Here is a 23,026-nt window from a genome sequence, read left to right on the forward strand (position 1 = left end):
CCTTAATAGATAAGGGCGAGTGGCTAAGTTTACTATGAAAATCAATTGTTAAACGCCGCAAAATTAACAAAAAAATTGGAGTGAAGCGCAACGTGAGCAGAGAACCAAACAGAAAAAGACAACGATCTAGGCGATCGACTTCATCTAGAAGAAATTCTCGCTCATCTAGCAGACGGTATGAAGAAGACTCGCGTTATAGTAGAAGGCAGCCTTACTCGACAAGGCGCGGGTATGATGAAGAGTCTCGTTCAACTAACAGGCGATACGATGAGGAACCTCGCTACGAAAGACGAGAGAATCGGCCGAGAGATAGTCAGCCAAACGTTCCGCCACAAAAAACGCGGGTGATAAAGGGAATTATGACGTTATTGTTCTATTTATTAACAGTCAGTATCTTAGCTGGCGCAGCGTTGTTTACTGTCAGTAAAGATTCTGATAAGGCATTTTTTGGGTATCGTTTTTATTCGGTTTTAACCAATTCGATGGTTTCTCCGAAGGGGTCACCTCATAAAGACGGTTTTTCGGCGGGCGATATTATTATCGTCCAAATGATTAATCCGAAGCAATTAAAAGTAGACGATATTATTACATATAATATTTTAACGACGGATCCGAAATCCAATGCAGTGCTGACTCATAGAATCATCGACATACAAGAGGACGTCCCTAATAGAGCGGAAGGGCAATATTTTATTACTAAAGGTGATGCGAATAATGGGGAAGATACTCCTGTTTCAGTTGATCAAGTAGTAGGCAAGGTTGTTTATTCGATTCCCAAGGTAGGTGTGATTCTTGGTTACTTGAGAGAGAATTTTTTTGTTAGCTTAGGTGTCCTGGTCGCGTTATTTGCCTTAATCATCAGCTTGCGGTATTACTTTTCATATTCACCTAGTGGCGATCCTTTTGAAGGACCCCCATCCCCTAGTTACGCCCGACGATAACTCGTCATTAAAGTAGGTATTTACTTTTTAACGATTGGTTGAAAAGTTGATATAAATATAAAGAACATAGGAGGTTAGTACCAATGAAAAAGGTCACTGACAAAAAGAAAAACAAGCGGAAAAAGCTAATGGCTGTCGCTGCCTCAGCATCCCTCTTAACATTAATGCTAGGCACGTTTGCTTGGGACGTTTACAAAGCGGAGAAAGAGAATAAGTTCGGGAATGCGCTAGTAGGCGGGAGTATCGAGATTGAAGAAAACTTCCCGGATCCACATCTTGAACAAGGAAAAGATTTAGTCAAAGAAGTGAAGTTAGTTAACACCAGTTCAAGCAAAGTAATTGCTCGTGCCTCTTTCGAAGAGTCTTTACGTCTCTTGGAAAATGCTGGTAAAAATGATCCGAACGTTGATCACATTCTACCGGCTGCGATTAATGCAACGACTTATTTACCAACAGCCAATGCTAATGCTATTCCAGTTGTAGTAGATGCGACATACTATGTGAATCAAGCTGCCTCTAATACAGATCCTTTTTTAGGCTGGGCAGATATTAGTACTCTAGCTAAAGCCGATGGTGGCGCTTTGCCAGCAGATGTGACTGTTTTGGCTAAATTAACCAAACAGACGATTACAGCTTCTGATGGAACAAAAGAGTATCAAATTAAAGGAGAGTACATTGCTTTCCGTAAATTTGCTTTAGCTAACTCTAACATGGGAGATATTTCTAAAAATATCGTGGTTAAATACCCTGGCACAACAGACTACGTTGCTCTGTCAGCCACAGCTAAGACAAAAGATGATTTCAAAATTAGCTTTGACAAAGATGCTGGTACGGTTAGTGGTTATGACTTAGTCGGGTTTGGGTATGACTTCTATGACGGGTTAACTGCTGCAGCTGAACATAACTGGGCAGGAACTGTAAAACAATTTGGTGCTGTCGGGGACTCTCATCCAGCAACATCTGCTTTATCAGCTCTTGATCCAAATATTTCATTGAAGTATGATGCAGCACTAGTGACAACACCAACTGCTGCTAAATGGATTTATAACCCTGAAGATGGTTTCTTCTACTTTATTAAAGTGTTAGATCCTGCAGAATCAACAGAAATGTTGTTGTCAAATGTGGCTTTAGCAGCTACAGCAGGAACTGAGTATGCGTATTTAGATTACTCATTGTTAGTTGAAGGAGAAGCAGTTTTACCAAATAAAGCAGCTATCGAGTCTGAATTTGGTTTAACTTCTGCATCAACAGGTGTATCAAAAACAATTTACGATGCGTTAATTGCCTTACTATAGGAACTAAGTAACATCTTAGGGGGAGAAAAAAGATGAGTATCAAAAAATTATCTCTAATTGTGAGCATGCTGCTGGGATTTTTACTAGTAGGGGTTCCTATCAGTCATGCTGACAATCTCCCTTCTGGGATGCTTATTGGGGATTCAGAAGGGATATCTGTGGACGGCACAGGCGCTTATTATATTCAGAAAGAAGAGCTGATGCCAGGAGATACCTTTTCTAAAGAAATAAAACTGATGAACACAGAAAAAAACGATCGTCCTTATGTGTTGGAAATGGAAATGTCACCCAATCAAACTAAGGGAGTCATTAACTTTCAAGAAGCCATTCAAGTGGTGATGTCATTAGATGGCAAGGAAGTGTATCGTGGCAACTTAATTGGAAATGGCTCACCTAATTACGAAAACAAACGCTTGGCATTAGGAACCTATGCATATGGTGATTATGCAACATTGACCGTTGAGTTTGAAGTAGCTTCTGATTTAGATGAGTCCTTATGGCAAACTAAAAGTGAAGCTACCATTAATTGGGTGTTTATTGCCACAAAAAAGGTAGAAGATAAGAAGAAGCCGATCAAAAAACCTGGACTGTTGCCACAGACAGGTGAAGAGTGGCGGTCACTTATCTATAAAATTATTACCGGTATTTTTATTATTGTGGTAATTTTATTAGTCGTTAAAAAGAGACGTGATCATCAATACTAGAGTCAAAAAGGGATTCGTTTCCCTTAGAAAGTCATCATACTAAATGATGACTTTCTAAGATAAGCGAAACTAACGTCATGAGAGGAGAAACGGATGTGAAAAAAGTGAATCGAAATAAAAAGAAAAAACGAACATCTAATCAGTTAATAGGGTTTATTGTGAAACATACAAATGGTCTATTTTTATTTTTCTCAATCATTTTATCAGGATTGCTGATTGTTAGAGCAACTTATGCCTGGGAAACCTATAGTAGTGAACGTGAAAATCAATTTGGTTCGGCTGATTTTAGTGTGGTCTTGCGTGAAAACTTTGTGCCTAATGATAAGTGGGAACCAGGGAGACAAACTGTAAAGGAAGTTTACGTTGCCAATGAAGGTCAATATCCTGCATTTGTAAGACTAAAAGCAGAGGAGTTTCTACTCAATTTTGAGATGGACATTGAGGGGCAAGGAGGAGCAGAGGGAACTGGTAATGCTAAAGTGTACGACACAACCACCCCGACGCCAAAGATCGACCAAGCAGATGTGACAACTTGGCAAAAAGGAGAGTATTATGAAAAATCTCAGACATCAGACCGCTTGAAAGGACTAAGCACAGTTCCAGCAGCTATCTCAATCACAGGAAATGGCTTGATTTATGAGAAAGATAAAGCGGCAAGAGCGGCGAGTGATTTAAGGTATCTCACGCTTAATTTCGGTGAAGTCATTGACTATACTCCAACGCTAACAAGCCAATATTGGCGGTACGGTAATGACGGGTATTTTTATTATTCCGAACGATTAGAGCCAGGGGAAGTGACGACGCACTTTTTGAAGAGTGCCAGTCTTTCGACTTCAACCCCCAATCGTTTAAAAGAATCGTTGTATAAACTATCTATAAGAATGGATGGCGATCTGGCTATTACAACCAGCCTAAGTGAATGGAATCACGATGGACCAACGGATCCTATTTTTATCATGTTAAAAAATAAAGTTACGTCGAATTAGGAGGGAAGGAACAGATGGCAACGCAAAAGAAAAAGAAAAGGCGCAAACTAACTCGCTACCTGTTGGGATCCCTTGTGTTCCTTTCATTACTGGTCATAGTCAATGGATTGCTTGGAAGTACCTGGGCACTCAATCGAAATACAGAAAGTAAACCAAATGATTTCTCAGTCGGTGATGTCAAAGCAACACTTGTTGAAGAGTTTACCTCGCCCACTAAAACAGAAGTAGATCAGGCCTACACAAAAAAAGTGACAGTGAAGAACACGGGAGAAGCTCCAATTTTTATACGGGTACTCGTTGTACCGCAAATATTGTCTAAAAAAGATGTCACTGGTAATCAGTTATTATTACCTGCTACTATCGGAACTGAGGTCCAATTGGATTTGAATACGACTGATTGGGTTGATGGTGAGGATGGCTATTATTACTATTTAAAGCCAGTTGATACAGGAAAAGAAAGCGCGCAACTCTTTTCATCAGTGACTCTAAGTAATCTTGTTGATGAGTCTGCTTATGATGGGGCTAAGTTAACAATAGATGTCAAAGTGGAAAGCATTAACGTGACGAAATGGGCCTATCAAGATGCCTGGTGGAATGGGGATGCAATCAAGTGGTCGACAGGCGTTTTAAAAACGATTGATGATAGCTTGAAAGTGTATGTGACTAACTAATGAGTAATAGATTGCAAAATGATAATAAAATGAAGTTGAAAGGAAGTGATACGATGAGTAAATGGAAACTGATAATTATCAATATTGTTAGTCTGTTAATTGCCATAGGCTCACTGTATTTTTTTCCAAGTGTAGCAAAAGCAGCATTACCATATCCTACTAAAGTTGATCCGTATAATAATGTGACAATCAAAGATTCTAACGATTTATATTTTTATCCTAGCCCTGGCACAGTAGGCACATTTCAACAAAGTTTTACTGCGCCAATTAATATAGTGAAATATAGTAATGGAAGTGCGGCTACATTAGGAGTAAATTATACTAGTTTTGAAGTTAATGGCTTAACTAACATTAAGTCGACAGATTGGGTAAAAGCAACTTATAAAAAAAGCGGTCAATACAAGGAGAGTTTAGATGATGATCCAGAAGTGATAACAACGGTTCTCACTTTTTATGATTTCAAGATTAAAAATATTGGTGGAAGGACTTTATGGTACTTACAACTTGGGGAAAAAGTGACTAATGGTTATGCCTTTGGTGGCATGGCATCCATGAAATTAAAATATGAGTTCTATTGGGAGACCGGTCCAAAAGCAGGACAAAAAGTCGATATTACGAATAGAAATGCTGTTTTGACATTTACTAGTCTAAATGGTTATACGGAAGGCAAATGGGGAAATGCAGAAACTGTTGCGCCGCTCACTATGCCAGCCGATGGAAAGGCCTATATTATTGATTCTGTCAAAGCCGGCGCATCCAATGTTGGGTTAACTGGAAGTCCTGCGCCAGGTTATTATACTGGTGAAGCTTACCAAGGATTTAGCGATAATTTCGTTGATGGTTCAAAGGATATAACATTTCATCGAAACTCCGTGGCTATTGATTTAGGTGGTGAGTCGCATATTTTTGTGATATTGCCGGCGACTCAATATAGTACAGCCTGGTTTGCTACTGAAAGTATGAATCTATTTAGAGGAAATCCTGGCCCACCTAAAAAGTCTGTAAAGAATGAGCAGTTAGTGGATATTGATGGGGCGGAAGTTCTGAGAAATCAAACCCTCTATTATGAAATCAAGCAGAGAACTGCGATCATCCCGTCGAATATTCTAACCCCATGGGCAAGCTTTTCTATTATGGATAGCCTCCCAGCGGAAGTTGATTATGTATCCGCTGACCTCTACACTGAAGCAGGTGTTAAGTTAACCGGTGTTGGAACCATTCAGTATGCCCCAGGGACACACAAGGTTACTTATACAGCTAACAGTTATTTCTTAAATACAGTTGCCAAGTATACAGGAGAGCGTTATATACTGCGGATTAAAGTTAAAGTGAAAGGCGATGTTCCTGTCAAGACCATTATAAAAAATAAAGGGTCAAGTAATATTGAAACCCTTATTCAAGAGACAAATGAAGTCTCAAATAAAATCCCTTATGGCAATTTGGAGTTAACGAAAGTAACTGAAGATGGTGAAAATCTTGCTGATGTTGAGTTTAGTGTCAAAGATTCATCTGGAAAAGAACATTTACCTGCTCCTAATAACAAGACAGATGTTGACGGTAAAATTGAAATTCTTGATTTGTATCCAGGGAAATACACAATCACCGAAGTAAGTGTTCCTAAGGGATATCAAATTGATACGACGCCAAAATTGTTTGATATTGTTTCAACAAGTAAAGAAGAATATTCGAAAATAGAAATTGTCAATTATTTTACACGATTTAAAATTCATTTACGACAAGCTGTTCTTAACAACGACGGAAGTGAGTTGGTTATCCCTAAGTCAGCGTACTTTGAATTAGCTAATCTAGGTGATGGCGGTTTAATTGGAAATAAGTTCAATACGGTTGCTAACTCTTCAATAGATAATGGACCCGTCATCGATCAAAAATTATTTACAACTCGCGTTTTTGTGCTAAAAGTGCATAAAGGCATTAAATATATTGATGTATCCCACACCGTTCCTGAGTATTATGAATACCTAGGATACACGGTGAGTGATGACAAATCAACTTTAAGCTTGGACCATGTTTCTGGTAGTCCCTCGTTTGTCGCAAATAGTTATCCACGATTAGATTATTCGTTGAAAGAGGAGTATTGGGTAACAGTTTATATCCAACCGAAATACGGGAAGGATGCTGAATCTAAAGCAGAAGAAAGCCCAAGACCATATAGTTTGAGCCATCTAACCAACGAGTTTGGTTCAATTTCAATTGATTAATAGTATCAATTGAAATTTTAGTACTGGGATTAAAGGAGAAGATAGGAATCGTTCATCTGTAAGCCTATCTTCTTTTTTATCACAGTTGAATGAAGAAAATGTTTAATCACTTACCGTATTTTTATTAAAAACCGTTCAAAAACACCAAAATTTAACTCATAAAGGAGTCAAGCGATGGAACTAACTAATAGAAAGGAACCGCAGATGAAGGGCAGTCTCAGGAAAAACCAGCTCATTCCCATAGAAGAATACGATCAGTTAAAACAACTGGTTGTGGAACTTCCTTGGGTCTGGCAACGGTATCAGCGTGAACTGCCAGATGGCTGGTTTGTCTTTAAATACCAAAGCCGCCTGCGCCTGATTATCGGCGACGAAGAAGAAGAGCGATTATTCTCTCAAGCCTCTCGTGTCCGCTTATTAAAACGAATGAGAGTTCCCAAAAGAGTCTACCAAGAATTAAAGGAACTGGCCGCTATTTGTCTGGAATTACAAGATGTGCTTGATCATCCGCCATACGGTTCTCTACAGGAGCCGGCGCTGACTAGCGAAGGCAGTCAGGAGGGCAGTCACCCATGAGAGTAGGGTACGGACAAATCACCCAGCGTAACGATTCAGGGAGGCATGAACAAGGCGTTTTAAAAGAAGCCTCCTGTGATAAAGTCTTTCTTGAACGCTACCAGAACCGTAAAAAAGACTGGCAATCGAAAACCGACCTGTTAAAGGCCTTGGATCATACCGTGCCAGGGGACACCTTAGTCATTATGAATTTAGACCAAGTTAGTCAGCGTTATCAAGTCTGGTTGGAACTGATCGCTGAATTGAAGCGATTAAGAATTGAATTGGAGATTGTGGATTACCCGCAACTGCATCTATCAGATTGGGCTCAATTATTTCAGTGGGTTCATCAGCAGGAGCTCCAATCACAAAGCTCCATCCGAGTGACCAAATTCAGTAAAGAACGAAGTCATGAAAAAGCCCAGTACAGCGCACTATCCCGTGATCCTTATTTTAGACGGGCTTATTGGGATATTTTTCGACAAGTCATGGCCAAACGGTCCTTGCGGCAAATTACGAAAGAAAGCACGGCCCCACTTTCAACGGTGGTGCGAATTCGCAAAGAGTACGTTAAATTAAAACAAACTTTGTTGCTGGTCGGGACTTTTTTATTGACTGTGATCAGTTTGAAATTGGTTCAAACCTATTCCTCTAATCTGTTTTTACAAATTCTGATCTGTGGTGTCATGACCCTATTAATCGTCTACTTTACTTATTCTGATACCTTGGCAGATAAATGAAACCATGAGACAACTAACAGTTACAAGCTCAGACACAGGACGATTTTCATTCTCTGACAGCATCAAAGATGAAGTAACTAATAAGAAAGAAGGCCAAACATGCTAACCATTGAATCCATTATGTTATCAGAAGCCGCCTTACTAAATGGCGGAAGCTTTGTCTTAGTTAAGGCCGAGCCTGTTCAACACCCAACTGAAGGGCCTGCCGGGACCCTTTTAACCGTCGCCTTGACCGGGCGGGAGTATACCAAAATCACAGTCGAGGTAATCGATAAAATTGCGTGTGCCGCCTTTAACACTCCGGAGATCAAAGAAATCACCTTCACTAATTTTTTAGGCCATTTTAGCCCTCAACCTGATGGCAGTCATTTATTTACAGCAACCGCGGATCAGTTTAAATTGGTTACGCGCTAAGGAAAGGAGAAAGACAGATGGCAATTTACGGCTATATTAGAAAAGAATTTCCCACACGAACGGTGGAACAATTGGCTCTCTTAGCCACCTATGACTGTACCGATGTCTATATTGACACCGAAGAACTAACAGAGGACAAGGAGCTTAACCGATTGCTGGCAACCTTGGGCCCACAAGACACCTTGGTCATCCCTTCACTGGCCGTTTTTGGCAAAAAGCTAAAGACCTTAGGAGAGATCATGGCTCATTTATGGGAGCTGTCAGTTCGTTTAATCAGTCTTGGGGAAGAGTTGGACACCAGACACTCCCCTTATGTCTATCAAATGTATGGCGTAGTGGCTCAAACCGAACAAGCCTGTCAAAAGAAAATCAGCAAGCAAGCCATGGAACGGGTGCGTGCCAAAGGAGGCGTCATTGGTCGACCGGCCATTTCCCAAGAAACCATTGAAAAGATTCAAACACTGGCCCATCAAAAGTACTCCTTACGACAAATCTCCGAGGTATGCGACGTGTCTTTAGGTAGTGTCCATAAATACGTGACCGAAGGACTTCGACAAGCAACCGAGACGCAACTGGAGGTGGCGTCCTCGTGTTAAAAGAAGAGATTCAATTAGGCGGCCACTACCGGTGTGTCTCCCCTGTTCTGTCACAAGCCTTTACCGGTCAGGTAGTCAAAGTTATGGATCGAACGGTGATTGTGGAAAGCCAGCGATGTAGCCAACAAGATGAACCCAAAAGTCGGGAATACAACCGTCATTTTGTGATTCCCTTTGGCGATGTGACCTGCGATGGCTGTTGACTCCACCAGAAAAGAAATGACGACTTACGTTTTGTTCTTAGTCTCAAAGATGGAGACAATCTTAACGGATCCCGTGTTTCAAGCAACCGACAAATTGATCCTGATTCAGGAATTGGTTACGGAAGCTCTATTAGTAGAAGAGGTGATAGGCTCTGGTGAGACACTCAATCAGTGGATTGGCAAATACCTGATGGGGGCTAAACAAGAAGCCAAACGCATTGTCAGTCAAGCCCTGACCGTAGTGGACAACTTACCTGTAGAAAAGAGTCCCCCAGTGGAGAGACCTTTCACCCAGAAGCAACCAACCAATCAACAAACCAATCCACAGCCAAGCAAACCTGCCGAAAGGGCGGCTAAAACCAAACCAAGCCCCCAAGCCAGATTGCGAGCTGTCACTCAAACATACGAAACCCAATGCCAACAATTGCAGCAACAAGTTGAGCAACAAACGGTGTCACAAACCAGACACAAGAGAGGAGTCCAACCATGAGAATCGGCTATACCATTTTAGGTCACCACGAGGTTGAACGGGACCGACTAACAGAGGAAGGACGCTGTGACGAACTCGTCGCCTTAACAGAAGTAACCACTCCAGTCGATAGCTTTTTAAGCTGTTTGAAACAACATAAACAGCATCACATTGTCGTGGTCAATATTGAAAGCATTGGCTTGCAGATCAATCAATACATTCCCATCTACGAATACATCATTAACCATGACATTAACCTGCAATTTATTGAAAAAGAAACCAACTCTGATCGCGGGTATTTAACCTGGTTGTACCAACTGGCGCGACAAGAAAAACTAATCGTCAGTCATCGAACCCATGTAGGGCTAGAACTAGCCAAACAAGCCGGCAGAAAAGGCGGACGTCCTAAGATTGATGCCAGTAAAATTGAAGAGATTCACCACTTGTTTTACGATAAAAAACGAACCTTACGAGAAATATCAGAAATCAGCGGGGTCTCTTTAGGCACCGTTCACAAATACGTTAAAACCACTCATTAGGAGGAAGCTCATTGTCGCAAATTGCAGAGGAAATCAAAGAAAGTGTTAGCCAGCTAGTAGGCGTGTTAAAAAAGGAAATCAGTCATAAGACCGCCCAGATCTATCAGTTGGAACAAGTCTTGTTTGAACAAAAACAAGCCCATTTAGCGGATAAAGCCCGCTTGTATCAAGTGGAACAGGAGTTGGAAAGTTACCGAGCCAAAGAACGAGAAAGAACGACTCAGTTGCGAGTGCTAAAGTAGCCAAAGGTTGGAGGAGCTAACCAAAAAGCAAGGAAAGGGGAGGCGATGATGCTAGTAACACAAAGTGATCTTAGACGATTGCGCAGTTCTGTTCGTTATCTCGAGTATTATTGGTATAACTATCAACGGACCTTTCCTCGCCACAGCCGGCAATGCCCCTATCAATCCGAGTTGGCAAGCTTTGACACCAGTCATTACCGACGATTGTTTAGAAGGGCCAAAAAAATCTTAGGCACCAGCTATTACTATTTACCAGCCTGTGATTATGGGGACATTAAACATTATGCCCATCTGTCCCGGCTACTTAGAACCAGTTTAAAACGCAAACGACCCTTGAAGGGCAAAGCGAAGCCCCTTCCTGAACAGGTCGTTTATTACACCGACGGTTTAGTACTTGATTAACCGTCTAAAGGAGAGTCACATGACCCACAGACAAGGCGCTAGTCCACGATTATTGGCCCTAATTGATTGCTTTAAAGAAGACCTTTTAGAGGCAGAAAGACGATCAAAAGAAGAACCAATAGAAGCCTGCCAGTTGTTAATCCACAACTCGCGGAGTTTTCTGACGCAATTAAGTGACGCACTTTATCAGAATCAGGACCACAACTAAGAAGGAGGGGGAACCATGGCAACTTACGGCTATGTTAACTGTCAGTATCCCTTGCCGACAAATGATCAATTAAAAATTGTCAAAGACTACCACTGTGTTGCGATTTTTATCGAAAAAGCCAGAAGCCGTGAACGACGGGAATTAAGGCAATTGATTCATCAAGTGGCACCAGGTGACACGGTCGTCATTGCCAGTTTACAGGTGTTTGGCAAAACAGCAGCGGATACCATTCACATCATGAACGTACTAAAAAGCAAACAAGTGCGGTTAATTAGTTGGAGCACACAGCTCCATTTGAATTATTACAAACGAACAGCTGGTCTTTTTTAGGGAAGAAAAATGGGGAGGGAAGAGACAGGCGTTAACGAGGAGGAACAAATGTGATACGGGAAAAATGGAAAGTGATCGGGCTCAGCCACTATTACACAGTCAAACAGTTACGCCCACAACGCAAAGGAACACGACAGTTGTTGGCTCTGGATCGGGTAAGTTTTAGTCAATCCTACGGTGAAATCGTCGGGGTGATTGGCGGCAAAGGCTCAGGAAAAAGCACCTTAGGTGCTATTTTATTAGGTAAAAAACCGAGCGAAGGGTTGATCTCAGGAAATTCAGAAACAGGCAAAGCGCTCGTCCTGCCAGATCACCGTTACGATGAACGGACAGGGGAAAGCTATACCCGCCAACAATTGACAAAATGGGGCATTCCCAAGAAAAAAATCGGGGAAACGATGGAGCAGATCCTCTCCTTTTCAGAATTAGGTGGCCAGTTTGGCGTGAAAATGAAGCATTACTCACTGTCGGAAAAAAGCCAACTGGCCATTAGTCTGTTGTTACATGTGGCGCCGACGGTGATCTACATTGACGAGTCCCTCTTGCAGGTCAAGGAGCATTTTTACATTAAAGTCTTTTTGTTTTTGGAGAAGCTTAAAGAGTTGGGCTCAAGCATCTGGATTGAAACAGAACAAGTCAAACGAATTGAAACCTACTGTGATCGCCTGATCTGGTTGGAGTTTGGTCAACTAAAACAACACGGCAACGTCACCGATGTGCTGACGGCCTATTACGATTACTATTTTCAAATTAAGCGCTTAAGCCTGAAGGAGCAACAAGAATTTTGGGAAGAAGGCTATCAAGGACAAATCGAGGAAACCCTGATTGAAGAGCCACCAGAGACTATAGAGCAATCAAAAGTGGTGGCCCTCAGCCAAGTGGAGCAAGAACCAGTTCTTGAGGAACCAATCGAAGTAGAAGACCAAGCAGACACCCCAGTTTCCGAGTCGCCGAGCCGCCGCCAGCGACAGCCAACCAAAAGCAATTATAACTGGTTAATAAGTCTGGGACTTTTAGGAGGCCTGATGGGACTGGCTTTTTTTGTTCTTTACCCTCGCTTAAAAGCCACGACTCAGCCGATTTTACCTCAAACAGGGCCAGTCTCAAGCATTAATAGCCTTGACTCAACAGTCAGTGCCACCTCAGAGACCTTGCCAGTCAGCTTAGCTGAAGAGCTTCCGGGAACCTACCGAGTGAAAGCCGGCGAGAGCTTGTCAGACATCGCTCAAGCACTGGGAATTAGTCTAGCTGACCTACAAAAATGGAACCAGTTAACGGACTATCAGATTCAGCCTAATCAAGTACTAGTCACCGTTCCGCCCATTGAGACGGCTCAAGAGGAACCAACAATTGCCTTAGCCGACTTTAACCATACCGTTAAAGATGGCGAGAGCTTGGCCACAATCGCAGAAACCTACCAAATCAGTCTGGCGGACTTACAAGCGGCCAATCAGTTAACAGAGTTGACGATTTACGCAGGCAGCCAACTGTCCTTGCCCGCAACAGCAAAAGCGCCAGAACCTGAGCCAGCTCCCGTTCCTTCAAAAGAAGTCGAACCAGTTTTACCTTCAGCTGAACACGTGGTAGCAGCAGGAGATACTCTTTACAGCATTGCACGAAAATACGGAGTTGATGTCATGGCCATTCAGCAAGCCAATCATTTACAAACCGAACAATTATCTCTAGGGCAAGTCTTACACTTGCCTTAGAAAAGGAGGCAAATATGTCAACAGAGATTGAAGCAGTCGCAACAGACCTAAAAGCCACCATGGCCGAAGTCATGGCGGTGTTAGCAAGAGAGTTGGATGAAAAAAACCATCAATTGGAGCGGGCTCAGCAACAAATTCTGGCTCAACAACAATTAACGATACAGGCAAATGAACGGATACGTTTATTGGAGAATGGCCATTTTTCTCAAGGGGGAAAAGGAAAGCGGACAATTAGTAAAGGATAATATTTTTTTCATAGTCACTAATCGTTTCTTGAGATGGAAATGTTGATTAGTTCAACGTGATTTTGAAAGAAACACTAACTGTTTTGGAGGGGCTAGTTCAATTTATAACAGTTAAATAAAATGAGTTCATATGAATAGAAACACTTTGAAGTGCATAGTAAATGTAAAAGAAATAAAAGCGAGGAGGAAGAATAATGAACAAAAATGTTAGGGGTTTGTGTATTTTAGGAATATGTATGGTGTTTTTTATGTGCTTTGCTAAAGTTGAAGCTTCTGATGAAGTCATAGAAATTAATAGTGCAAATACGATTTCATCGGAAGAAGTATTTTCTGAAACTCGTAAGAATTCAGTGAATGGTGATTCGACAGATATGATATTAAAAACAAATGAAGAAAAAGAACTATTAGGAAAAATAGTAGATTTTTCAAAAATAGAGAATCTAATTATACTTAGTATAAATAAAGAAAGACAAGAAAAAAATTTGGCACCGTTATTTGTAAATGAAGAATTAGATAAAGCAGCAACTATTCGCAGTGCAGAAGAGCTAAAATATATAGTTGAAACAGGTAATTATTTACCGGGACACATGAGACCAGATGGATCATCATGGCAGACAGTTTTCAATGAAATAAACTATCAGTTTGCTTTAGCTGGTGAGCTTAGGCATGCGATGATGTCTAGTGATATTGGAAGTACAGAAGCATGGGCTTCCGCCATATTTAATTCTTGGAAAAATTCGACTGGTCATCACACGATATATATGGATCCTACTTTAAAGGAGCTGGCAATATCTGTTGATGGGGTTGAATGTGATTATCAATCTAGTATGGGGCCAATACGAGTTGTAAGAGTTATTTCAACTGCACTATTAGCTAAACCTAAAAATTATGTAGAAGGAGCTTCTTTAACAATTAATAGCGATAGAACCACTATACCTTTAAATGGTTCCACTCAACTTCAAGCTATTATCACACCAAATAATGCGACATTTAAAGACATAGTATGGGCGAGCAGCGACGAAAAAATTGCTAAGGTTGATAAAAATGGAGTGATGTATGGTGTAGCAGAAGGAAGTGTTGTGATAACCGCCGAGCATGTGTCATCAAGAGCGAAGGATCAAATGTCATTAGAAATAAGAAAAGTAAACAATAATTCTTTTCAAAATTCGCAAAATATGACCGTAAATAATTGGGTGGATTACAGTGATCAATCCTATCTCCATTATTATAAATTCACACCTGAGAAGACAGGAAAGTATTATAGTTTAGCGGATCAAGGAATAAAAGTACCGTTGATGAATGTCTACAACGAAGATCGCTCGATTTTGATATCGAGTGTAAGTGAAGTGGCGTTAGAGAAAGGAAAAACCTATTATATTACCATCCGAGGAGGAGAATCCTACGCCAAGAAAGTGATCATTTCAGATTTTAACGCCGGCAAAATAAATCTAGAGAGTTCATTTTTGAAACTAGGAGAATCGAAAGAACTAAATTTTAAGACCTCATTAGGTGAGGTGATCGTTAACGCTCCTATCACTTGGACCAAGCGAGACACCTATCAAACCGCTTTGGAACCTGGAAAAATAACAGGTACTAAACGCGGAACGACCACTATTACTGCTAAATTAGGTCAACTGGAATTAGATAGTAGGCAAATTTTGGTTCACGGAGAAAACGAACCAGCAGACTTTGACTTAGCTCATGAACTGACCGTAAATAATTGGGTGGATTACAGTGATCAATCCTATCTCCATTATTATAAATTCACACCTGAGAAGACAGGAAAGTATTATAGTTTAGCGGACCAAGGAATAAAAGTACCGTTGATGAATGTCTATAACGAAGATCGGTCGATTTTGATATCGAGTGTGAGTGAAGTGATGCTAGAGAAAGGAAAAACCTATTATATCACTATCCGAGGAGGGGAATCCTACGCCAAGAAAGTGATTGTTTCAGATTTTAACGCTGGCAAAATAAATTTAGAGAGTTCATTTTTGAAACTAGGGGAATCGAAAGAACTAAATTTTAAGACCTCATTAGGCGAGATAATCATTAACGCTCCTATCACATGGACCAAGCGAGACACCTATCAAACCACTTTGGAACCTGGAAAAATAACAGGTACTAAACGCGGAACGACCACTATTACTGCTAAATTAGGTCAACTGGAATTAGATAGTAGGCAAATTTTGGTTCACGGAGAAAACGAACCAGCAGACTTTGACTTAGCTCATGAACTGACCGTAAATAATTGGGTGGATTACAGTGATCAATCCTATCTCCATTATTATAAATTCACACCTGAGAAGACAGGAAAGTATTATAGTTTAGCGGACCAAGGAATAAAAGTACCGTTGATGAATGTCTACAACGAAGATCGCTCGATTTTGATATCGAGTGTAAGTGAAGTGGCGTTAGAGAAAGGAAAAACCTATTATATTACCATCCGAGGAGGAGAATCCTACGCCAAGAAAGTGATCATTTCAGATTTTAACGCCGGCAAAATAAATCTAGAGAGTTCATTTTTGAAACTAGGGGAATCGAAAGAACTAAATTTTAAGACCTCATTAGGCGAGATAATCGTTAATGCTCCTATCACATGGAAGAAACGTGATACCTATCAAACAGTTTTAGAACCCGGAAAGATTATTGGAACTAAACAAGGCACAACAACACTAACAGCTAGTCTGGGACAATTGACCCTTGATTCTTTAGAGATTAGTGTTCTATCAGAGAAATAGTTTTGTAGATTAACTTGATGCAACCTAAGTAATAGTAATTGTTGTGAATAGACAGTTCGATTAGGTAAGGAAACAAAAAAGTCCTGCCTTGATTAATAGCGATAAGTGACAGTGATGACAAGCGAAATAAACCTATTGGCAGAATCGATTTGTGGAGAAAAAGAGCGGGATAAAGGAGAAGAGATTGTGACAATTGTCCAATCTCTTTCTTTAATTTTGTACCAAAAGTTATTATCTGGGGCATCATAAATGAAGAAAAGCTCCTAAACTGACGGTCAGGAAATGGCGAGTTGACAGGGAGTATCGGAGAAAGAAACTCACTGAATTGGCACGTGGATCAGGCAACTACTTCAAACTTTGCAACAGAATCTCTTCAAGTCAAAACAAAAATGTAAAATGCAATTCCCCCTATTAAACCTGAGTTCTCCTTTCCCTCTATCTCAACCTATCACTCACTCCTCCTAAGCTTGCATTTTACAAAAAAAGCGGTTACGATATAGTCATTCAAGTAGGTAAGAATTGGATAATTTAAAGGAGTGATGGTTTAAATGAGTAATATCATTGGCTATTTAGATACTCAAAGTGATATACAGCTCATGTCAGACTTTAATCTTAGTCATCGTGATTTGCGAAAAACAGAACTTTTTTTATTACTAAAAGGTACAGCAAATCTTAAACTTGAAGAGGTTGATTATGTGATGAGAGTGGATGATTTGATTGTTATCAATAAGCATGAGGAGTTTCTTTTAAAGAGTCAAGCTGGAGATAACCTCCTATTTCGTTTTTCCATTTCAGATTTTTTATTATCACAGGCGTTTGATGCGGAACATATTAGTTTCAATTGTAATTCTATTGCGAAAACCAATAAAAATTATGAACAATTACGTCGAAATATTGTGACTATTATTGAATTGTTATTATTTGAGAATGAGCGCACTAATTTTTTGCAGCTTAGTAAAATTTATAAGCTATTGAATGAATTAAGTAGCTTATTCAGCATTCAAAATGAGGCTGGACTCAATCATGATGAGCGCATTTCTCAAATTACGAGAGAAATTAAACAGCGATACTATGAGAAAGTCACGTTGCAAGATATGGCAGAGTTAGTTCATATGGATGGGGCTTATTTATCCAAGAAATTTAAGGAAGAAGTAGGACTTAATTTTAAAGACTATTTAAGTGATGTTCGACTACGTTTTGCCTATCGAGATTTATTAAGTTCAGATAAGTCGATTACCCGTGTGGCGGTCGACAATGGTTTTTTTAGTGTTAATGCCTTTAATAAAAAGTTTAAAGATGTCTATAATAGTACACCGTCGGAATACCGTCAGCAAAATAAACTGGAAGAAGAACTTGTCTTAACTCAGCCGACAACGGAGATGAAAGCTCATTACCAGGAGTATAAGGATAGTAAAAACTTAGCTGTTGGTGGAAAAGAATTTAAGCTAGAATTAAATTTTTCTTCGTTAGAACCGCGCTTAGTCAAGGATACATGGCGTTCTATTTTAAATATCGGACAAGCAGAGATTGTTTTAAAAAGCAATTTGAAAGAACACTTGGCCCTTTTACAACGAAAACTAGAATTTAAGTACGGCAGAATCTGGGCCCTCTTCACACCTAAAATCTTAGGCGAAGACAGTTATCATTTTGAAAGTGTCGATGAAATTTTAGATTCACTCTTGGAATTGGGGCTTATCCCCTGGATTAGTCTGAATAAATCAGCGGCGAATTTTCGTGAAAGTGAATATTCACCAGGGAATTGGGCCCGAATTATGGCGAGCTTTTCAACTCATTTATTAAATCGATATGGGCGTCAGCGAATTAAGAATTGGCGAGTTGAAATTGTTTTAGATGATTATCAAGATGAAGAGGTCAGTACTAACTATCGCGATTTTTATCAGCGGACAACCACTATTTTGCGACAAACATTGCCAGAAATTGAAATAGGGGGTGGCAATTTTCCTGCAACTACTGATATTGATTTAGCTCATTTTCTTGAAGTAGAGTTGGCAGGCTGTCAATTTGATTTTTATTCTTTTGGCTTATTCCCATACGCCTCCAAATTAGTGCGGGAGAAACGGAATTTACAACGAATCAGTGACCCGGATTTCTTGCGTCAGCAAGTCAAACTAATCAATGAAGTAAAGTTGGAAAAGCCCGTCTATATTTCTGAGTGGAGTAATACCGTTTCGCGAAGTAATTTATTAAATGACAGTCTTTATAAAGGTGCCTTTATGGTGAAAAGTCTGTTGGATTTATTTGAAGAAGTGGCTGGATTAGGCTATTGGCTTGGAACGGATTTAGCTCAGAAGAGTCACAAAGGAGCTGAATTATTATCCGGTGGGAGTGGCTTGATTAATAAGAATGGTTTAGCTAAACCAGCCATGACTGCGATGATATTTTTTAATCAGTTAATTGGTTTAAAAATTTTGTACAAAGATGATTACCATTTAGTTTGTTCAACAGAAGAAGAGGAGTTTTTTATTTTAGGTCATCAATACACTCATCCTAACAGTCTCTACTTTTTAAAAGATGAATCTCAATTAAAATTAAATGAAGTAACTAATTTTTTTAAGGAAGAGGAGTTTCTTGATCAGATTATTTTAAGAGATATCCCTAATGGAAACTACGAATTGAGAATGTTTAGTTGTTTAAAAGGACATGGTGATTTACTTGAAGAATGGGCTAATTTTAATTATTCGAGTAACTTACGTGCATCAGATTTAAGTTACCTTGATGCAAAAAACAATCATCTTCAAACATTAGAAGAAATTGAAGTGACCGATAAATCACTGGTTTTGCAAAAAATAAAAACAACCAATGAATTTTATTTGATTAACATTATTAAACGACAATAGATCAGAAGAAGACAATAATCGTCAGATGATTATTGTCTTTTTTGTGCTGATTTTATATTTACACAAAAAAGTGAGTGAGATTTACACAAAAATAGGAATTCTTCGTAAAAGAAACCGTTTTACAATATGGATGTAGCACAAATGAAGAAGAAACTGAGGTGTTGGAATGAAATTAGGAATTGTCAGTGCCATTTTAGATCAGAGTGATTTTAGAGAAGTAATCGATACTGTGGCGGCGAATGGACTCGATTGTGTGGAACTTGCCTGTTGGCCACAAGGAAAGGCAGCTCGGCGCTATGCGGGTGTTTCTCATATAGATGTGGTGAATTTAGACGCCGTAAAAGCAAAGGCCATTTTATCATATGCTGAAAGTAAACAGGTAAGCATTTCTGCGTTAGCTTATTATCCTAATCCTTTAGATGAAAACTTAGAAAAAAGACAAGAAGCCATTGACCATTTGTATCATTTAATTGATGCAGCCAAGTTGTTAGACGTGAACTTAGTGACGACTTTTATCGGACGAATGCAGTCGAAATCTCTTTTAGAAAACCTCACAGAGATGGAAACCGTTTGGCGACCAATTTTAGCATATGCTGAGCAGGCAAAGGTAAGGATAGGCATTGAGAATTGTCCGATGTTATTTACAGCAGATGAGTGGCCAGGAGGACAAAACTTAATGACGACGCCGGCGATTTGGCGAGAGGTATTTAAGCGTTTGAATAGTGAGTATTTAGGTTTAAACTATGATCCGTCTCATTTTGTCTGGCAACAGATTGATTATCTTGCTCCTCTTTATGAATTCAAGGATAAGATTTTCCATGTTCACTATAAAGATATAAAGGTGTATCCTGAAAAATTAAAAGATGTCGGCGTAATGGCAACGCCCCTTGACTATATGAGTCCCAAACTACCAGGCTTAGGTGACGTTGATTGGGGTCGCTACGTTTCCGCTTTAACAGATATTGGCTATACTGGCAACACTTGTATTGAAGTTGAAGATAAAGCCTTTGAAGGGAGTTATGAGGCGGTTCAACAATCAATTACATTAAGTACGCGCTATTTAAGAAATTTTGTAATTTAAAGAAATAAAAGGAGGTTCGCCGATGTTTGCAATGCGAATGAAATTAAATGAAGAAATAATCAAGAAAGAATCGATGACGAACTTGTATATCAATGGGCAACCAAATGGATTTGAGTTTGCTATTCAATTGGCCTATTACCGTGGACATTATTTATCAGATATTGAACTCTTTGAGCTTTATCTAGGCGAGGAAAAAATAGCACCAGAGGCGATCACCTTTGAACTAAAAGGCAAAGAGTTACCACTTTATAAATTAAATTATGCTGTAACAGAATTTTGGAGTCAAGTTGAGTTGGCTAAAATTCGCGTCTTATATCCAGGAGGGCTAGATGCTGGGAGCCATGAATTAGAACTAAAATTGCGTCTACGCATTCCTTATATGGAATTAGGTCCGAACCATCAATTTATGCCCTTAGATTCTGGGGATAAACTTACTTTTGAGGTGGCGTGAAAGGAGATTAGCAGATGAGTAAGATTCAATTAGGGGCAACACTGTTTTGTTATGGCACCGAATATGCTCGTTATGAATATGATTTTGCGGACTGTGTTAAGGCGGCAGCTTTAGCAGGGGCCAGTGGTTATGAGATTGTAGGTACACAAATGATTCCTTCATATCCTCAAGTCAGTCAAGAATTTTTAGGATTGATTCAGGAATTAAGAGCGACTTATGGTATTGGTCCAGTGGCATACGCTGCAAATAATGATAAAGGATTAATGCCTGAGCGAAACTTAACTGATGACGAGATGTTGGCCGATGCAATTATTGATTTAAAAGCTGCCCATAAACTAGGATGCAGTGTGATGCGTGCTCAGTATATGTTATCACCGGCAGCCTTTGAACGTTTAGCACCTTATGCTGAACTTTATCAGATTAAAGTAGGCATCGAAATCCATAATCCAGAAACTCCGCTATCGCCATTGATGCAAGAGTATTTAGCTGTGATTAAAAATACCGGATCCAATCATTTAGGGTTTATTCCTGATTTTGGTTGTTTTGCGATTGCTCCCAATAAAGCTCATTGGATAAAAGCGTTAGAGCGCGGCGTAGCCGAGGAGCATCTAGAATTGGCAGCTGAACTACGTTATCAAGGGGTGAGCTTAGCCGAGGCCCGCGAGCAACTTTCAGAACGTGGGGCTCATCCTGCAATCAATGAAGCACTTCAGGGGATGTATGGTTTTGTTCAATTTAAGAGTAAAGAGCAATTGCCACAATTACTGTCAGAGTTAAAAGAAATTTTACCTTATTGTTTTGAACTGCATGGTAAATTTCATTATTTAGGTGAAGATTTACGGGAGCCAAGCATTCCATATGAAGAAATTTTAGCGGTTGTGGCTGAGTCAGATTTCGTTGGTTACTTAATGTGTGAGTATGAAGATGAACTTTATTGTGGTGGGACAGAATTCACTAAACGACAAATGAAGATGGCGAAACAACTTTTAGGACAAATGAAATAGATGGCGGCGAATCAAAAAATAACTAAAAACAGTGTTCAACGTTTCTATACCAATTTTTTTAATAAGCAAGAGGTAAGTCATGCAGATGATTTGATTGCTGAAAATTATATTCAACATAATCCAAATGTGCCACAAGGAAGAGCCGGCTTAATAGCAGCCTTTCAAGAAAAATTTAGTTCCCAAGAATACTTTCAATTAGCGATAGATCACATTCTTTTAGCTGATGATTATGTGGCAGTCTTTTTGAGAAGTGTGACGGAACAAGGATGCACGAAGGCCCATGTTGTTGATTTGTATCGAGTTGAAAACAATCAATTTGTCGAGCACTGGGATTATTTTGATAAGAGGGGGTCATAAAAATGACGAAAAAATTGAAATTTGGCATTATCGGTTATGGTTTTATGGGGCAGACTCATGGCGAGACAATTCAAAGACTCGACTATGCTGAGTTAGTTGCGGTTTGTGACACAAATGAGGCGCAATTCGAATTTGCACCAGAAGGAGTTAAAACTCATACGAGCGCAGATGAGCTATTAGCAAATTCAGACATCAATACGGTCATTATTGCGGTACCAAATCAACTTCATTTAGAGATGGTAATTAAAGCCGCGGCTGCGAAAAAAGATATTATTTGTGAAAAACCACTAGGGATGACAGGCCAAGAAGTTAAGAAAATGATCGCTGTGACAGAAGGGGTTGTTCGATTTACAACTCATCATCAACGACGCTGGGATCATGATTATCGCGTGGCCAAAGAAGTTTACGAAGCAGGAACCCTCGGTGAGGTTTACACGATTAAGAGTGCTCTTTATGGCTTTAATGGGAACATGCATGACTGGCATATTTATCCCGAATGTGGAGGTGGCATGCTATACGACTGGGGGGTACATTTAATCGATCAGATTTTATGGCTCGTTCCAGCCAAGTTGAAAACCATCTATGCTCATGTCAACAACGTTGTCAATGAGCAAGTCGATGATTATTTTAACATTCAACTTTATTTTGAAAATGGTGTGAACGCCCAAATAGAACTAGGGACTTACTTTTTAAATAGTTCTGACAATTGGTTCGAACGTCACTGGTTCCTTGGGGGAAATAAAGGTAGTGCTAAAATTGATGGGTTTAATCCAGTTGGAGAAATTACCCGAACTTCGGAATTGTTAAGCAATGTTCCCGGACAAATCACCATGACTCATGCTGGTCCTACCCGAAGTTTTGGTCCGGCACCAGCTGGTAGGATTTTAGTGGAAGAATTACCAAAGGTTGAGGTTAATCATCAAATGTTCTTTGATAACTATTATGCCTTTACTCAAGGCCAACAAGCTTTAGTTGTTAAACCAAGTGAAACATTACGGTTAATGGAAGTCTTAGATGCTATTCGCGTAGCGGCAAAATATAATCAAAGTATTCATTTTGAATAAAT

The 23,026-nt window shown here is 39.8% G+C and carries 27 protein-coding genes; all 27 read left to right on the forward strand.

Features of this window, described 5'->3' with window-relative positions; translation table 11 throughout:
- The first annotated feature begins 92 nt into the window (after positions 1–92).
- The 27 genes from I6N95_RS15005 (at position 93) to I6N95_RS15130 (ending at position 23,024) form a co-directional block, all read left to right on the forward strand.
- Entirely contained in the window at positions 93–941 is an 849-nt protein-coding gene (locus I6N95_RS15005; protein ID WP_209529417.1) for a signal peptidase I, read from the forward strand.
- An 83-nt stretch (positions 942–1,024) separates the two neighbouring features.
- Positions 1,025–2,236, forward strand: coding sequence for a hypothetical protein (locus tag I6N95_RS15010; RefSeq protein WP_209529419.1), 1,212 nt, complete (start codon positions 1,025–1,027; stop codon positions 2,234–2,236).
- Positions 2,237–2,268: 32 nt separating this feature from the next.
- Entirely contained in the window at positions 2,269–2,940 is a 672-nt protein-coding gene (locus I6N95_RS15015) for an LPXTG cell wall anchor domain-containing protein (RefSeq protein WP_209529420.1), read from the forward strand.
- A 95-nt stretch (positions 2,941–3,035) separates the two neighbouring features.
- Positions 3,036–3,926 (forward strand): BsaA family SipW-dependent biofilm matrix protein, encoded by an 891-nt coding sequence (locus I6N95_RS15020; RefSeq protein ID WP_209529422.1) that lies wholly within the window; start codon positions 3,036–3,038, stop codon positions 3,924–3,926.
- Between the two features lie 14 nt (positions 3,927–3,940).
- Positions 3,941–4,597 (forward strand): hypothetical protein, encoded by a 657-nt coding sequence (locus I6N95_RS15025; RefSeq protein WP_209529424.1) that lies wholly within the window; start codon positions 3,941–3,943, stop codon positions 4,595–4,597.
- A gap of 53 nt (positions 4,598–4,650) precedes the next feature.
- Positions 4,651–6,816 carry a SpaA isopeptide-forming pilin-related protein gene (locus I6N95_RS15030; protein ID WP_209529426.1) on the forward strand — a complete coding sequence of 722 codons (2,166 nt, stop codon included), beginning with the start codon at positions 4,651–4,653 and terminating at the stop codon, positions 6,814–6,816.
- Between the two features lie 174 nt (positions 6,817–6,990).
- Positions 6,991–7,392: a hypothetical protein gene (locus I6N95_RS15035; RefSeq protein WP_209529428.1), complete on the forward strand. Its 402-nt coding sequence runs from the start codon at positions 6,991–6,993 to the stop codon at positions 7,390–7,392.
- Positions 7,389–8,111, forward strand: a complete 723-nt coding sequence (locus tag I6N95_RS15040) for a hypothetical protein (protein WP_209529430.1) — start codon at positions 7,389–7,391, stop codon at positions 8,109–8,111. Before I6N95_RS15035 ends, I6N95_RS15040 begins: the two co-directional genes overlap by 4 nt.
- Before the next feature lie 99 nt (positions 8,112–8,210).
- Positions 8,211–8,525 (forward strand): hypothetical protein, encoded by a 315-nt coding sequence (locus I6N95_RS15045; protein ID WP_209529431.1) that lies wholly within the window; start codon positions 8,211–8,213, stop codon positions 8,523–8,525.
- A gap of 17 nt (positions 8,526–8,542) precedes the next feature.
- Entirely contained in the window at positions 8,543–9,121 is a 579-nt protein-coding gene (locus I6N95_RS15050) for a recombinase family protein (protein ID WP_209529434.1), read from the forward strand.
- Entirely contained in the window at positions 9,115–9,324 is a 210-nt protein-coding gene (locus tag I6N95_RS15055; RefSeq protein ID WP_209529436.1) for an alpha-crystallin domain-containing protein, read from the forward strand. Before I6N95_RS15050 ends, I6N95_RS15055 begins: the two co-directional genes overlap by 7 nt.
- Positions 9,314–9,814, forward strand: coding sequence for a hypothetical protein (locus tag I6N95_RS15060; protein WP_209529438.1), 501 nt, complete (start codon positions 9,314–9,316; stop codon positions 9,812–9,814). Before I6N95_RS15055 ends, I6N95_RS15060 begins: the two co-directional genes overlap by 11 nt.
- Positions 9,811–10,332 carry a recombinase family protein gene (locus I6N95_RS15065; RefSeq protein ID WP_209529440.1) on the forward strand — a complete coding sequence of 174 codons (522 nt, stop codon included), beginning with the start codon at positions 9,811–9,813 and terminating at the stop codon, positions 10,330–10,332. Before I6N95_RS15060 ends, I6N95_RS15065 begins: the two co-directional genes overlap by 4 nt.
- Before the next feature lie 11 nt (positions 10,333–10,343).
- Entirely contained in the window at positions 10,344–10,574 is a 231-nt protein-coding gene (locus I6N95_RS15070; protein WP_209529442.1) for a hypothetical protein, read from the forward strand.
- A gap of 48 nt (positions 10,575–10,622) precedes the next feature.
- Positions 10,623–10,976, forward strand: coding sequence for a hypothetical protein (locus I6N95_RS15075; protein ID WP_209529444.1), 354 nt, complete (start codon positions 10,623–10,625; stop codon positions 10,974–10,976).
- A 19-nt stretch (positions 10,977–10,995) separates the two neighbouring features.
- On the forward strand, positions 10,996–11,184 hold the full coding sequence (locus I6N95_RS15080) for a hypothetical protein (RefSeq protein WP_209529446.1): 189 nt from the start codon (positions 10,996–10,998) through the stop codon (positions 11,182–11,184).
- 15 nt (positions 11,185–11,199) lie between these two features.
- A complete protein-coding gene (locus I6N95_RS15085) occupies positions 11,200–11,514 on the forward strand; it encodes a recombinase family protein (protein WP_209529448.1) in 315 nt (104 codons plus the stop codon).
- 50 nt (positions 11,515–11,564) lie between these two features.
- Positions 11,565–13,223 carry a LysM peptidoglycan-binding domain-containing protein gene (locus tag I6N95_RS15090; RefSeq protein ID WP_209529450.1) on the forward strand — a complete coding sequence of 553 codons (1,659 nt, stop codon included), beginning with the start codon at positions 11,565–11,567 and terminating at the stop codon, positions 13,221–13,223.
- Between the two features lie 14 nt (positions 13,224–13,237).
- Positions 13,238–13,468, forward strand: a complete 231-nt coding sequence (locus I6N95_RS15095) for a hypothetical protein (protein WP_209529452.1) — start codon at positions 13,238–13,240, stop codon at positions 13,466–13,468.
- Between the two features lie 194 nt (positions 13,469–13,662).
- On the forward strand, positions 13,663–16,209 hold the full coding sequence (locus I6N95_RS15100; protein WP_209529454.1) for an Ig-like domain-containing protein: 2,547 nt from the start codon (positions 13,663–13,665) through the stop codon (positions 16,207–16,209).
- Positions 16,210–16,323: 114 nt separating this feature from the next.
- Entirely contained in the window at positions 16,324–16,458 is a 135-nt protein-coding gene (locus I6N95_RS27465) for a hypothetical protein (RefSeq protein ID WP_283808980.1), read from the forward strand.
- Positions 16,459–16,757: 299 nt separating this feature from the next.
- Positions 16,758–19,067 carry a GH39 family glycosyl hydrolase gene (locus I6N95_RS15105; RefSeq protein WP_209529457.1) on the forward strand — a complete coding sequence of 770 codons (2,310 nt, stop codon included), beginning with the start codon at positions 16,758–16,760 and terminating at the stop codon, positions 19,065–19,067.
- Between the two features lie 166 nt (positions 19,068–19,233).
- The gene (locus I6N95_RS15110; RefSeq protein WP_209529460.1) at positions 19,234–20,148 is read left to right on the forward strand and encodes a sugar phosphate isomerase/epimerase family protein; all 915 of its coding nucleotides are present in this window, start codon (positions 19,234–19,236) and stop codon (positions 20,146–20,148) included.
- Between the two features lie 22 nt (positions 20,149–20,170).
- Positions 20,171–20,599, forward strand: coding sequence for a C-glycoside deglycosidase beta subunit domain-containing protein (locus I6N95_RS15115; RefSeq protein WP_209529462.1), 429 nt, complete (start codon positions 20,171–20,173; stop codon positions 20,597–20,599).
- 14 nt (positions 20,600–20,613) lie between these two features.
- On the forward strand, positions 20,614–21,603 hold the full coding sequence (locus I6N95_RS15120; protein WP_209529463.1) for a sugar phosphate isomerase/epimerase family protein: 990 nt from the start codon (positions 20,614–20,616) through the stop codon (positions 21,601–21,603).
- Positions 21,604–21,960 (forward strand): nuclear transport factor 2 family protein, encoded by a 357-nt coding sequence (locus I6N95_RS15125; RefSeq protein ID WP_209529465.1) that lies wholly within the window; start codon positions 21,604–21,606, stop codon positions 21,958–21,960.
- A 2-nt stretch (positions 21,961–21,962) separates the two neighbouring features.
- Positions 21,963–23,024 carry a Gfo/Idh/MocA family protein gene (locus I6N95_RS15130; RefSeq protein ID WP_209529467.1) on the forward strand — a complete coding sequence of 354 codons (1,062 nt, stop codon included), beginning with the start codon at positions 21,963–21,965 and terminating at the stop codon, positions 23,022–23,024.
- Positions 23,025–23,026 lie beyond the last annotated feature (2 nt).

It is taken from the genome of Vagococcus allomyrinae (assembly GCF_017829975.1).
Taxonomy (GTDB): domain Bacteria; phylum Bacillota; class Bacilli; order Lactobacillales; family Vagococcaceae; genus Vagococcus_D; species Vagococcus_D allomyrinae.